16 protein-coding genes are annotated in these 11,924 nt (G+C 30.7%); 4 read left to right on the forward strand and 12 right to left on the reverse strand.

Features of this window, described 5'->3' with window-relative positions; translation table 11 throughout:
- Positions 1 to 42: 42 nt before the first annotated feature.
- The 5 genes from AAT22_RS16490 to AAT22_RS16505 all read right to left on the reverse strand — a co-directional run bounded on the left by AAT22_RS16490 (position 43) and on the right by AAT22_RS16505 (position 4,033).
- Complete coding sequence (locus AAT22_RS16490) at positions 43 to 441, reverse strand: NusG domain II-containing protein (protein ID WP_047002056.1); 399 nt, start codon at positions 439 to 441, stop codon at positions 43 to 45.
- A 162-nt stretch (positions 442 to 603) separates the two neighbouring features.
- The gene (locus AAT22_RS16495; RefSeq protein ID WP_047002057.1) at positions 604 to 1,686 is read right to left on the reverse strand and encodes a YncE family protein; all 1,083 of its coding nucleotides are present in this window, start codon (positions 1,684 to 1,686) and stop codon (positions 604 to 606) included.
- A gap of 295 nt (positions 1,687 to 1,981) precedes the next feature.
- Positions 1,982 to 2,134, reverse strand: a complete 153-nt coding sequence (locus AAT22_RS19200; protein ID WP_155594204.1) for a hypothetical protein — start codon at positions 2,132 to 2,134, stop codon at positions 1,982 to 1,984.
- A gap of 84 nt (positions 2,135 to 2,218) precedes the next feature.
- Positions 2,219 to 3,661 carry a multicopper oxidase domain-containing protein gene (locus AAT22_RS16500; RefSeq protein WP_047002058.1) on the reverse strand — a complete coding sequence of 481 codons (1,443 nt, stop codon included), beginning with the start codon at positions 3,659 to 3,661 and terminating at the stop codon, positions 2,219 to 2,221.
- Positions 3,662 to 3,796: 135 nt separating this feature from the next.
- Positions 3,797 to 4,033, reverse strand: coding sequence for a hypothetical protein (locus tag AAT22_RS16505; RefSeq protein WP_047002059.1), 237 nt, complete (start codon positions 4,031 to 4,033; stop codon positions 3,797 to 3,799).
- A 232-nt stretch (positions 4,034 to 4,265) separates the two neighbouring features.
- Here AAT22_RS16505 and AAT22_RS16510 point away from each other — a divergent pair, with 232 nt between their 5' ends.
- Positions 4,266 to 4,613 (forward strand): four-helix bundle copper-binding protein, encoded by a 348-nt coding sequence (locus AAT22_RS16510; protein ID WP_047002060.1) that lies wholly within the window; start codon positions 4,266 to 4,268, stop codon positions 4,611 to 4,613.
- A 98-nt stretch (positions 4,614 to 4,711) separates the two neighbouring features.
- A complete protein-coding gene (locus AAT22_RS16515; protein ID WP_084820796.1) occupies positions 4,712 to 6,109 on the forward strand; it encodes a Na+/H+ antiporter NhaC family protein in 1,398 nt (465 codons plus the stop codon).
- A gap of 96 nt (positions 6,110 to 6,205) precedes the next feature.
- On the opposite strand, the gene AAT22_RS16520 is transcribed toward AAT22_RS16515, so the two are convergent.
- The 5 genes from AAT22_RS16520 to AAT22_RS16540 form a co-directional block, all read right to left on the reverse strand.
- Entirely contained in the window at positions 6,206 to 6,826 is a 621-nt protein-coding gene (locus AAT22_RS16520; protein ID WP_047002061.1) for a class I SAM-dependent methyltransferase, read from the reverse strand.
- Between the two features lie 75 nt (positions 6,827 to 6,901).
- Positions 6,902 to 7,375, reverse strand: a complete 474-nt coding sequence (locus AAT22_RS16525) for a DUF302 domain-containing protein (protein WP_242849838.1) — start codon at positions 7,373 to 7,375, stop codon at positions 6,902 to 6,904.
- A gap of 168 nt (positions 7,376 to 7,543) precedes the next feature.
- Positions 7,544 to 7,795 carry a hypothetical protein gene (locus tag AAT22_RS16530; protein ID WP_047002062.1) on the reverse strand — a complete coding sequence of 84 codons (252 nt, stop codon included), beginning with the start codon at positions 7,793 to 7,795 and terminating at the stop codon, positions 7,544 to 7,546.
- Between the two features lie 197 nt (positions 7,796 to 7,992).
- Positions 7,993 to 8,265 carry a metal-sensing transcriptional repressor gene (locus AAT22_RS16535; RefSeq protein ID WP_052953998.1) on the reverse strand — a complete coding sequence of 91 codons (273 nt, stop codon included), beginning with the start codon at positions 8,263 to 8,265 and terminating at the stop codon, positions 7,993 to 7,995.
- Between the two features lie 400 nt (positions 8,266 to 8,665).
- On the reverse strand, positions 8,666 to 9,568 hold the full coding sequence (locus AAT22_RS16540; protein ID WP_047002064.1) for a multicopper oxidase domain-containing protein: 903 nt from the start codon (positions 9,566 to 9,568) through the stop codon (positions 8,666 to 8,668).
- A 158-nt stretch (positions 9,569 to 9,726) separates the two neighbouring features.
- Here AAT22_RS16540 and AAT22_RS16545 point away from each other — a divergent pair, with 158 nt between their 5' ends.
- Together AAT22_RS16545 and AAT22_RS16550 are read left to right on the forward strand one after the other, a co-directional pair.
- Positions 9,727 to 9,915 (forward strand): SHOCT domain-containing protein, encoded by a 189-nt coding sequence (locus AAT22_RS16545; RefSeq protein ID WP_047002065.1) that lies wholly within the window; start codon positions 9,727 to 9,729, stop codon positions 9,913 to 9,915.
- A 125-nt stretch (positions 9,916 to 10,040) separates the two neighbouring features.
- The gene (locus AAT22_RS16550) at positions 10,041 to 10,823 is read left to right on the forward strand and encodes a sulfite exporter TauE/SafE family protein (RefSeq protein ID WP_047002066.1); all 783 of its coding nucleotides are present in this window, start codon (positions 10,041 to 10,043) and stop codon (positions 10,821 to 10,823) included.
- A 113-nt stretch (positions 10,824 to 10,936) separates the two neighbouring features.
- On the opposite strand, the gene AAT22_RS18660 is transcribed toward AAT22_RS16550, so the two are convergent.
- Both AAT22_RS18660 and AAT22_RS16560 read right to left on the reverse strand, forming a co-directional pair.
- Positions 10,937 to 11,581 carry a hypothetical protein gene (locus AAT22_RS18660; protein ID WP_052953999.1) on the reverse strand — a complete coding sequence of 215 codons (645 nt, stop codon included), beginning with the start codon at positions 11,579 to 11,581 and terminating at the stop codon, positions 10,937 to 10,939.
- Positions 11,582 to 11,643: 62 nt separating this feature from the next.
- On the reverse strand, positions 11,644 to 11,889 hold the full coding sequence (locus AAT22_RS16560) for a hypothetical protein (protein ID WP_047002067.1): 246 nt from the start codon (positions 11,887 to 11,889) through the stop codon (positions 11,644 to 11,646).
- Positions 11,890 to 11,924 lie beyond the last annotated feature (35 nt).

Genomic DNA, 11,924 nt, shown 5'->3' on the forward strand with positions numbered 1-11,924 from the left:
GATGATAAAAACCTACCTGATAAAATTACAGGTAGGCTCTTACTATGTTTGTGCATCTATAACATCATCTTTACTTCCCTCAATTGTGACAATAATATTATTAGGAAGGCATACTATGCTCTGGTAGCCTTTATCTATCCAACCTGTATCTGAGCAAATAGCATTTGGACATATTTCCTTATCCATTTCAAGCATTCTTACCTTTCCATCTTTAACTTCAAGATAACCTATATTTCCATTAAACTCAAATTCATAAGTTTTACTTTTACTTGTTGTATTTAATGGAATATTCTTCGCAACTTTATTGTCTACCTTAATAACTATATTACTATTTTCCTTATTTGACTTCGCGAGCATCACAATTCCTGTAGGTAAGATGCTTAATATTAGAAGTACTATAATAACTATTTTATCTAATATTTTTAGCTTTAATATTTTCATTAAAATCCTCCACTAGTTCTTTTTTTAATATGAGTAACCACACTTTACTATATCAATAAAATATGAAGAAAATATGATGTTAAAGCAAGAAAAAAATAATGACCATATTTCTAGATTAAAATTAGTCTTAGAAATATAGTCATTAATATTGTTAGTTATATATTACTTTTTGAAGCTTATACCATTTGGCTCTTCATCTACTGGTATTGTTGCAATTACTTTATTTGTTTCATTGTCTATTACACTAACTGTTGCTTCATACATATTAGTTACATATACAAACTTGTTATCTGGACTTACTACTACTCCATGAGCTCCCTTGCCTGTTTCTATTGTAGCTACAACCTGCTTTGTAGTTAAGTCAACTTTTGAAACAGTGTTAGAAGAATTTTTCTCTGTTCCTTGATTTGCAACGAAGGCATATTTATCATCAGTTGATAGATATACTTGAGCTGGTCCTACCCCTACCGCTACCTTTTCAATTTTATCTGTAGCTAGGTCTACTACAGCTAAGTAATTTTCAGCATTTACTGTTGCAACTAAAGTCTTACCATCTTTAGTTATCGCTGTGGTTACAGGTGTTTTTCCAACCTTTATTTTCTTAATTTCTTTGTTACTTGCAATATCAACAACACTTACTGTATCTTCTCCCATATTTGCTACATAAGCAAACTTGCTATCAGCAGATATTCTAAAACCATGTGGACCTTTTCCAACTTTTACGTTATTTATTAATTTATAAGTTTTTGCATCTATTATAGATATATTATTATCTTCATTGTTTGTAACTACGGCATACTTTCCGTCTTCAGTAAATACTATATGAGCTGGATGCTTGCCTACTTCAACTTTTTTAATTTGCTTTCCTGTTTCTACATCATAAAATATGGCTGATCCATTCATACTCATGGAACCATGGTCTGTTTGCCCTTTTTCCATTTTAACTGCTGATGTATAAGCAAACACCTTGCCATCTGGTGATACTTGAACGTTATGTGGAGAGCCTTCATCCTTAAAGGTCTCAACTACTTTATTTGTAGCAGCATCTATTTTAGATATGCTTCCACTTTCATTGGCTGTGTATATATAAGATGGAGATTTTTGTTCTACCTTAGTCTCAGCTTTATTTTGCTCAGGTGCTGCCACAGGCGTTTGAGTATTTTTTACAGAATTGCTGCAGGCTGCAAGAGTCAAAGTTAGTACCACAGAACTTCCTATAAGCTTGAAATATTTTGATTTAAACATATGTTTCCTCCTTTTGATGTTCATCTTCATCTGACAATGATTATTGTATTATATAGTTATGAAGATGATATGAAGAAACTTTATTTTTTAATATATGATATTAAAAAGATATTAATATTATTTTTAGATATCAATATTTCATTTTGATAGGCTTATTCTTTATCTTATAAGTTATTATAAATCATAAACTTTATTGTTTCTGTAACTTTTATCACACTAAAAAATTAATACAAAAAGAGATATGATCTTTAAAACCATATCTCTAGTTAATATCAATTCATATATTCTACTAAGTTTAAGCAGCTTGTTCTTTTAATTTATTATATTCAGTAATAGCTTCTGTATATATTTCTTCAATTCTATTATTTATCTCATTATAATCATTTGCAATTTTTCTTGAGTATTCTTCTTTAAATTTTTTACTGAACAACATTTTTAATATTCTCATATCCTTATCCTCTCCTCGTAATTTCTATATTAGAATCTTACACTTAAATTGTGGGAGCATTATGAAGATATAAAATATTATTTATTATTCTACTCTAATTTGTCCCATCATACCTGCTTCTTCATGTTCAAGAATGTGACAGTGGTACATATAAGTACCTTTCTTATTAAACTTAACTATAAGTCTTACTTTTTCGTTAGGCTCAATATATACAGTATCTTTCCATCCGCTCTCCTCTGGAGAAGGAGCATTACCGTTTCTTGATAAAATTTGAACCTGTGTGCCATGAATATGGAAGGGGTGCCCCATTTGATGCATCATAGACCCTGGGTTTGTAATTTCCCAAATCTCTGTATCTCCAAGTTTTACTGTTTCATCAATTCTATTCATATCAAACTTTTTACCGTTTATTGATACCATATGACCCATACCTTGAAGCTCAAAGCTTCTTATCTTAGTAGCTTGTGCTTCTGACATTCTTTCTATATTCGTTAAAGTGCTAGGTACTTCAGTATCATCTTTCCCATCACCTTTAACATTAAAGGTCATAATGGCTTCCTTATCACTCATAAGTGATAGCTGCGTTCCCTTTTCATACTTTGAAAAGTCTACAATTATCTCTGCTCTTTCCCCAGGTGATAACATAATATTCCTCTGGCTAACCGGTTTTTCTAAAAATCCACCGTCAGATGCTATTTGATAGAATACATCTCTATTATCTAACTTTAAATTAAAGTTACTTGCATTAGCACCATTAACTATTCTAAATCTCATCTTGACTCTATTAACCTCTAAATTAGGTTTAATAGCTCCGTTAACTATGATAGTATCCCCTGTTGCTCCATCCATCATATTTGTATTATAAATAAAACTGCCATCCCTACTAAAGCTTCTATCTTGAATTACTAAAGGTATATCATTTACTCCATATTCCTTAGGAATATTTAAGTTTTTTGATACTTCATCATCCACATAGAATAGTCCTGCTAAACCTTTATAAACTTGGGTAGCTGTATTTCCTCCAAAGTGCGGATGATACCACAATGTTGCAGCCTGTTGATTTACTGTAAAACTAGGCTCCCAAGTTGTTCCTGGTTCAATTCCTTGATGAGGACCCCCATCTTTTTCTCCTTCTACCTCTAGTCCATGCCAGTGAACTGTTGTTGCTTCTTTTAGCTTGTTATTTACGTGCACATTTACTTGCTCACCTTTACTTACTCTGATGACAGGGCCTAAGAAGCTTCCGTTGTAACCCATAGTTCGTGTCTTGGTATTTGGTAAAAATGAAGTTTCTCCTTCTTGGGGTTCTAAAGTAAAATCCGCAATATTGGGATCTGGATTTTTATCCTCTAATAGCTGTGGTATAGGAAGTGTACTTTTTGTTTTGCTTGTTTGAATATCTATATTAACTGCACTCTTGTTTATTTTAAAATAACTTATCATTGGTTCTAAAAGTGTAATATATCCAACTGCAGTTAATCCCACTGTAAGTCCAATACCTAATAACATATGTTTATTCTTATTCATTTTTATTCCTCCATGAATTATTAATACTAATTAATAATAATTATACTTTATCATTATGAAGGAAATATGAAGAATACTATTGTTAATGGTAATAAAAAAGAGATACAATTTATAAAAATCATATCTCTAAATTAACTATGCTTTAATATCGATTTTTGAACCTAAATTACTATCCTTTGCTGTATTCTTTGAATCTATAGAGCCTGTCTGATTGTGCATACCCTTCATATTGCAGTTTGGGTCCATTTGATTTTGATTACTCATTTTAGTCATGTTATGATTTGAATGACTTTTAGATATGTTTTCCCCAGCTTGTCTTGTTCCATAGGCTGTCTGCAGGTTTGATAAGATATTGCTTCTTGTTATTTGCATAAGTACTCCTCCTAGTTATTAAATGATATTGTACTTTTAATATATCTTATAACTATGAAGACATTATGTAGATTTAATGTTAAATGAATTATTTCAATATAAACATAATTTAAAATAAAAAACTCTTATAAATAATTTAATGAGGTTTAATTACTTATTCTAAATTGGTATAATACAAAATTTAAAGTACATAATAAAAATCGTGAATAAATTTATACGAGGAGTGATTTAAATGGGAGTAGCAACAATGGTAACAAATAATATGCAATCATGTATAGATGCTTGCAATAAATGCGCACAAGCATGTTATGAATGCTTTGAAGCTTGTCTTAACGAGCCTGACTTAACTGCAAGAAATCATTGTGTGAAAATGCTTATTGAATGTGCAAAGATGTGTGAAATGTCTGCAGGATTAATGTCTATGAATTCTCACTATGCAAAACAGCATTGCAAGATGTGTGCTGATATTTGTGATGCATGTGCAAAAGATTGCAGCATGTTCAAAGACGAACACTGCCAAAAATGTGCTGACGTATGCAGAATGTGTGCTGACGAGTGCAGAAAAATGGCTAATATGTAATTGCTACCAAAACCAGCTATCAATTAGCTTTGATAGCTGGTTTTTTACATATATTTTAGGATCATTGATAAAAAATATTCTTAAGGGAGGTTGATATCTTGATTTGGTTATCATTAATTCCTGCTGTAGTAACAATAATTTTAACATTTAAGACAAAAAAACTTATAGTTTCTTTATTTGCAGGAGTTTTGGCAGGTACTCTAATTAGTAAGGGTCTAATAGGCGGCATTACAGCAGTTGGGGAATATATGATGGATGCTGTTGCAGATAAGGAAAGTGCCTATACTTTATCCTTTTTGATTGCATTTGGTTCTCTGGCAGAATTAATTGAAATGGGCGGAGGGATTTCAGGCTTTAGTGAGAAAGTAAGCAAGTGGGCTAAAAGTGAAAAAGGTGTTCTAGGATGGGCTTGGCTATTAAGTATTATAACCTTCTTTGACAGTTCGTTTCATACTATTGCAGTTGGAACTGTACTGACTCCCCTTGTAAACAAAGTTAAGGGATCAAAAGAAAAGTTTGCCTTTATTTTATCTGTAACAAGCCTTCAACTTATTTTGCTAATTCCAATAGCCACAGCTTATTTAGGCTATATGGTAACACTAGTTACAAATAATATTAAGGATACAGGAATAACTGAAAATGCATATACCCTTGTTGTTAAAAGTGTCTTTTGGAATTTATTCTCCTGGATTATGATTGTTATAGCTGTTGGAGTTACTTTATTTGGATTAGGCTTTGGTAAATTTAAAATAGGAAAAGCTACAGAAGAAAAAGAAGAATTTACAAAAGGACACATTGAAAAGGAAGAGCTACTAGGAAAATCAGTTGAAGAATATCCTAAAAACAGTAAGAATTTAATAGTTCCTGTTATAATATTGCTTATAAGCACTATTTTCTTTTTCTGGTGGACAGGAAAAAGCAAAGCTACTAGCTTTTGGGGGGCATTAAGTGCTGCTCAATTCAGCGTTTCCATATTCTCAGGTGTAATATTTACCCTTTTTATAACTACTGCTTATTTTATGATACAAAAAATAAGTCTGGCTGAAATTGAAGTTCATATAGTTAAAGGCGGAGAAAAGATACTTTCACTTGTTATTATTCTTATTCTCAGCTGGGCACTAACCTCAGTTACTCAAGATATGGGATTTAATAATTTAATTAGTGAAAGCTTAATTAAAAGTATACCAAAATTTCTTATACCAGCAATTTTATTTTTAATAAGCGGGATTATTTCCTATACCATTGGTTCATCATGGGCAACTTGGGCACTTATGATGCCTCTTGCTGTTAATTTTTCAATTAACTCAGGAGTTTCAATTTCCATAATGATAGGTACAGTTTGGGCAGGTGGTGCAGTAACAGATATAATATCTCCTCTTTCTGCCCAAATGGCGGATACATCTTTTGGGAAGCATCTGACTACATCATTTCCATTTGTCATAGCAGGTGCAATAATCACCACAATTGCTTATGTTGCTGTAGGCTTTCTTACATAATAGCTATGGATATAAACAACTTATTACACAGGGATGTATTTCCTATAAGGCTAATCCCTGTGTAATTTCTAAATGCAAAATATAAACTACTATACCTTACTTATCGTTTATAATTACTATATTTTTAACAATATCGCTATATATGTCTTTTACCTTTATACTACTAAATCCTGCATTATGCACATTTTGAACTGTTTTTCTATTTATATTTGCACCATAAGTGTTTACTACAATAGGATTTAAAATATCCATTATAAGACCTAGTATCTTCTTTTCACTTCTAACATGTTCGATCATTATTATTTTGCCATTTGGCTTACAAACTCTTTTCATTTCCTTCAATCCCTTTATAGGATCGGGAACTGAGCAATAAACACAAGTTGTAAATACCATATCAAAGGTATTATCCTGAAAATCCATATCTTGTGCATCCATTTGTAGAAGTGTAACTTGCTTATTATATCTTTGAGCCTTTTCTCTAGCTTTTTCAAGCATTTTTTCACTAAAGTCTATGGCTGTTATATCAATAGTATCTGGATAATATTCTATATTTTTACCTGTACCAACTCCTACCTCTAATACCTTTCCTTTAAGCTCCTTCATTAAATTAATTCTCCACTCTTTTAATGACATCATTTCCATAGGACTTTCCAATATATCATAAAATCTTGATGCTCTATTGTATCTTTTACGTATTTTTTCTGAATTAATATCCATTTATACCTCTCCATTTGTTTTTATTATAAAAAAGGATAGAGTTTTTCTATCCTTTTAGCATTCTTACCATATTTCTTATTTTGCATTGTTTATTGCAGTAACTAATATATTTTGAACTTCCTTTGCTGTATCTTCTAAATCCTTGTGGTTAAGCAATCCAATAAGTTTATCTGGACTCATCATACCAATTTTTACTTCACTGTTTTCCTCATAAACCACTAATTTGCAGGGTAGAAAATAGCCTACATCAATATGTTGTGTAAGTACCTCTTTGGCTTTATGAGGATTACAAACTTCTAATATCATAAAATTGCTATCAAAATCTATACCTTTTTCTTTTAACTTATCTTTAAAATTCAACTTCCAAAGCACACCAAATTTTTGCTCTTCAAGGCTCTTTACTATACTGTTAACAGCTTCATCAAAGGATTTATTTGTTACTACTTCATATTTAATATTTTCCATAAAATCATCTCCTGTAGATATAATATTCCCTGTGCAATCATTTCCATAGTCTTTATTATCTACTTTTCGTTCTGAACTATTCATTTGCTTCAGTTAGAGATAAATATAAATTTTCCTTGGATCTTCTATTTTGCTTTTATAATTGACATAATAGACTTATCTCCTTTAGATTTTAATATATAAAATTATCTAGCATGTTAATATAAGCATCACCTTTAGAGTAATTTAATTCTTTAGGTATTAATTTGATTTTTACCTAAAGTTTCTGCCCATCATTCCACCATATCCCCCCATCATTCCTCTTCCTCTGTAGGAGCCCATCATCCCATAACCACTACCCCATCTATTGCTATAATTATAGTTATCACTTCTGTAAATGCTATTGATATTAGTTTCTCTTAATACTTTGTTTCCACCTAAATAAATATTAGGCACTAGATAAGTTGCAAATAGCAATACTGAAAGGATTAGCACCCCAGACCATAAAAATTTTCTTGATTTCATAATTACACCTCTTTTTGTTTTGCTTGATTTAATTGCTATGGATATATACTACAAATAAATTGTGGAGGAATTATGTAAGACGATAATTTTCTAAATATAATCAAGTTAATAGAAAAACCACAGCAACATGTTATTTTTAATTAGTGCATGTTGCTGTGGCTTAATTCTTATTTTTAACATTTAATTATTTATATCCTCTACTTGAAAAGTTTGTTTAAAGTGCTGTTTAAATCGTCTATTGCAGTTTCATCATTTCTTTTTATGATATCTTCTATACAAGAATTAATATGATTTTGTAAAATTATTTTAGCCGTACTATCAAGTGCAGATTTCGCAGCTGATATTTGAGTAAGTATATCATTACAATCTCTATGATTCTCTGTCATACGTTTAATTGCTTCAACCTGACCTGAAATTCTTGACAATCTATTTATTATTACCTTAGTTTCATTAGTTGTTAATTCCTTCATATAAGTTCCTCCAACTATAATTTATAGTAATTTTCTTTAATTATAATTTATATAAGCTAGTAATCAGTAACCCTGCTATATGGATGTATTATCCTTCATTTATAAAGGTTTTATTATATAATTTTAAGTTTGTTTAAAACTATTGAGGGTAGAATGTATAATTCAAAAAGTTTATCTTTTCGCCTAATATCTTATCTTCAAATTATGAAGGAATTATGAAAGTATATATGGTATTATATTGTAGCTAAAAAAATAAGCTCAACAAATAAATGTTAGGCTTATTTTTAAAATACTATATTCAGAATAATTTCAGTGTATTTCTTTATGTTTTATAGGAGTTTACTTTCTAATCGGGGTCCATTATAAACTCCCCCAAGATTTATTGAATTGTATTTAACAATCATTTCATTTGAACATCTTTATATACAATAGTAGTAAACATACCTCCTGTAGGTTTCGTCATATTATTAGTCATATGATGAGGTATATGGCAGTGGAATGGCCATATTCCCGGATTATTAGTAAAGAATTCAATATCCCATGTTTCCCCAGATGCTACGTGTATTGTATTTTTTATCATCCTATTACGTGGCTCTATAGTATTTCCGTCAGCTGCGGATACCATAAATTGATGACCATGAATATGAATAGGATGACCATTTTCCATAGCATTTCCTAGTCTTATCTTTATATTTTCACCGCATTTTACTTCTAATGGAGTGGTAAAAGGAAATGCTCTGCCGTTCATTGTAAAGAAATTGAAGTCATGTGAATGGGGATCTATTTCATATTTACCCGGTTTTACTACTCCCATAGGCAATCCTTCAACTTTAAATTCCTGAAGCATAATAAAATAATCTCTATCTGTTTTTAAATCATAAGGGTCTAATATTATTAAGCCTCCCATCAGTCCCATCATCTGTTGAGTATGTGATATATGATGGGTATGATACATATGAGTTCCAGGTGGATTAACTATTTTAAATCTGTAATCAAAATAGCGTCCAGGTTCAATTTTGGGTGATGGCTGTACATCTGGCACACCATCCATAACAACAGGTACATCTAACCCGTGCCAATGAACACTAGTTGGTTCAGATAGTTTATTATAAACCCTAAAGTTAACATAATCACCGGGACAAACTTGAATAGTTGGTCCTGGTGTGCTTCCATTGTATCCCCAAGCTTTTATAAATAATCCTGGGAGCAGTTCTCTCTCAACTTCTTCAGCCACTAACTCAAAATACTTAACTCCTTTTATCTCCTTATAAGGAAGGTTATGAAGATCAGGCGTTATGACCATTAATCAACTCTCCTAAATATTATTTTCATTTATTATTATATGTTAGATTATAAATCATTGGTACAGAATCCTATTGTATATAAATTTATAAATTATTCTTCATATTTCCTTCACAATCTTAAAATATAATAAAGTCACTGAGAGGAGAGATGATAATAATGATGTTTTTACCGTTAGTAATTCTAACTATTTTTATAGTTCTTTATGTAAGTCCTTCTGAGAATAATCTAAACTACAGAAAAGTCAGAAGGTCTGATAGTGCATTAGACATTTTAGGCAGAAAATACGCTAATGGGGAAATCTCTGAAGATGAGTATTTAAAGAGAAGATCCATATTAAATAGTTAAATATTAATTTTATAAATAAATCCCCCCCTTCTATGGAGTGTTTACTTAAGAGTAGATACTCTTTTTTTCTTCATATAATCTTTACATATAAGTGATAATATTATTTAATAATTAATATCTCTTTAATGAAGGAGTTGATTATAATAAGCGATTTTACAATTCGATTTTATCAAATTCTTAATATTTTAAGTCAAAGTATTAGTACACCTTTAATTGAATTAAGTAAGGATACAAGTATTCCTATGATATCAGTATTCTTACTTGGTGTTTTAGGCTCTACAGCTCCCTGCCAAATCACTACTAACTTAGGAGCTATAGGTTATCTTTCAAAAGATTCAAATGATAAAAAGAAAATTATTAACAATACCGTATGGTATATTTCTGGTAAACTAGTTATGTTCTTGTTATATGGTATTTTAATAGCGGTATTTAATATTCAGTTACAGCAAACCTCTATACCAGTATTTAAATTCACAAGGAAGTTTATAGGCCCTTTGGTTATTCTTATTGGTCTATATATTCTAGGTGTTATTCATTTAAGAGGTTCCTTAGGTAATTCTTTATCCTATAGAATTGAAAAGTACCTTAATAACAATAATAAATTTAATTCTTCTTTTATTCTAGGTGTTGTTTTCTCGCTTGCATTTTGCCCAACACTATTTTGGTTGTTCTTTGGATTAGCAGTGCCAATTACCATAAAAGCCTCCGGTGGATTTTTATTGCCTGTAATCTTTGCTGTAGGTACAACAATACCAATGCTTATAATAATCTTTTTATTGCTTTTAGGTAAAGGTGATGGTAAATCCTCAGTAAAGCTAGTAAGAAAACTTCAGAACTTCTTGAGAATTTTGGGTGGTTTGATTCTTTTAGCAATTGGTTTTATAGACACCTTAATATATTGGTTTTAGTTATGCCTTAAATTGATAAGTAATAGAAGATATTTATTTTTTCCATTACAAAAACACAATATCCTAGCTTTAACACTAGAACATTGTGTTTTTAAAATTAGGTATTATTTTATTTAGAAACCACCCATCATATTATTGTAAGTTCTACTGTTTGCTCCCCTACCAGGTATGGACCCCATTGAATTATGCATCTCAACCATACCTTCTCTACCTATGGACTCCATCATTTGAGCCATATAACCATATCCATTATTTTTCATAATTTCAATCATCTTATCATAATCTTCCTGTGATAGAGTATTCATATAGTCATTCATTGCATCAAAATCCCCAGTTTGCATATATCTAGCTGCATCTTTAAAACCATTATCTCTCATTATATTAGTCATATTCTTATAAACATCTTTAGATTGGTTATTGGCGCTATTTTCATTATACTTAGCAGTATCGATATTACTATTTATTTTTACAGCACTACTGTCCACTGTTTTTGAGACTGTATTAATAATATTTTCTTTTTCCTTAGCTTGATCATTTACTTTAACGGTGCTGGTATTACTACTTGTCTGTCCATCATTTTTAAGTGATATATTCCCATTATCTATAATTACTGGGTTAGTATTATCATTAGTATTTACTGCTGCAATTTGCTGATTTGCCTTAAAGCTATCATCAACACCTTTTGCAAAGGCAACTCCTCCTATTGTTCCTGCAGAGATTACTACTGCACTCAGCACAGCTAATATTGAATTTTTCATAACATTTCCTCCTATAATTTTAAATTAGATTTTTAATATTGGTCTTTTTTATCTATCTTAAACTATTTCATTGTTAAAGTATTTCTCATTGCTTTATATTGCTCCTCATTTATTTCACCAGATGCAAATCGCTTGTTTAACAATTGTAATGAATCACCATTTTTAATTGAGCTATCATTAGTGATAATTTTATAAACAGCAAAAGCAGCCAAAACCATTACTACGATGGATATAAATCCAAATACGCCTCCTCCCATCATATTGTAACCATATCCCCCCATCATATTTCCATATCCGTATCCCATCATTTTATCTATCTCCTTTCATTTGTTTGTCTCTGTGC

This window comes from Clostridium sp. C8, assembly GCF_001010885.1.
Taxonomy (GTDB): Bacteria; Bacillota; Clostridia; order Clostridiales; family Clostridiaceae; genus Clostridium; species Clostridium sartagoforme.

Excerpts from the sequence above, each read along its gene's own strand:
- AAT22_RS18660 (WP_052953999.1), bottom strand. The coding sequence starts at position 11,581 with ATGAAAAATTCAATATTAGCTGTGCTGAGTGCAGTAGTAATCTCTGCA.
- AAT22_RS16505 (WP_047002059.1), bottom strand. The coding sequence starts at position 4,033 with ATGCAAATAACAAGAAGCAATATCTTATCAAACCTGCAGACAGCCTAT.
- AAT22_RS16490 (WP_047002056.1), bottom strand. The coding sequence starts at position 441 with ATGAAAATATTAAAGCTAAAAATATTAGATAAAATAGTTATTATAGTA.
- AAT22_RS16535 (WP_052953998.1), bottom strand. The coding sequence starts at position 8,265 with ATGAAGGAATTAACAACTAATGAAACTAAGGTAATAATAAATAGATTG.
- AAT22_RS16560 (WP_047002067.1), bottom strand. The coding sequence starts at position 11,889 with ATGATGGGATACGGATATGGAAATATGATGGGGGGATATGGTTACAAT.
- AAT22_RS16550 (WP_047002066.1), top strand. The coding sequence starts at position 10,041 with ATGAAGGAGTTGATTATAATAAGCGATTTTACAATTCGATTTTATCAA.
- AAT22_RS16500 (WP_047002058.1), bottom strand. The coding sequence starts at position 3,661 with ATGAATAAGAATAAACATATGTTATTAGGTATTGGACTTACAGTGGGA.
- AAT22_RS19200 (WP_155594204.1), bottom strand. The coding sequence starts at position 2,134 with ATGAGAATATTAAAAATGTTGTTCAGTAAAAAATTTAAAGAAGAATAC.
- AAT22_RS16495 (WP_047002057.1), bottom strand. The coding sequence starts at position 1,686 with ATGTTTAAATCAAAATATTTCAAGCTTATAGGAAGTTCTGTGGTACTA.
- AAT22_RS16525 (WP_242849838.1), bottom strand. The coding sequence starts at position 7,375 with ATGAATAGTTCAGAACGAAAAGTAGATAATAAAGACTATGGAAATGAT.
- AAT22_RS16530 (WP_047002062.1), bottom strand. The coding sequence starts at position 7,795 with ATGAAATCAAGAAAATTTTTATGGTCTGGGGTGCTAATCCTTTCAGTA.
- AAT22_RS16510 (WP_047002060.1), top strand. The coding sequence starts at position 4,266 with ATGGGAGTAGCAACAATGGTAACAAATAATATGCAATCATGTATAGAT.
- AAT22_RS16545 (WP_047002065.1), top strand. The coding sequence starts at position 9,727 with ATGATGTTTTTACCGTTAGTAATTCTAACTATTTTTATAGTTCTTTAT.
- AAT22_RS16540 (WP_047002064.1), bottom strand. The coding sequence starts at position 9,568 with ATGGTCATAACGCCTGATCTTCATAACCTTCCTTATAAGGAGATAAAA.
- AAT22_RS16520 (WP_047002061.1), bottom strand. The coding sequence starts at position 6,826 with ATGGATATTAATTCAGAAAAAATACGTAAAAGATACAATAGAGCATCA.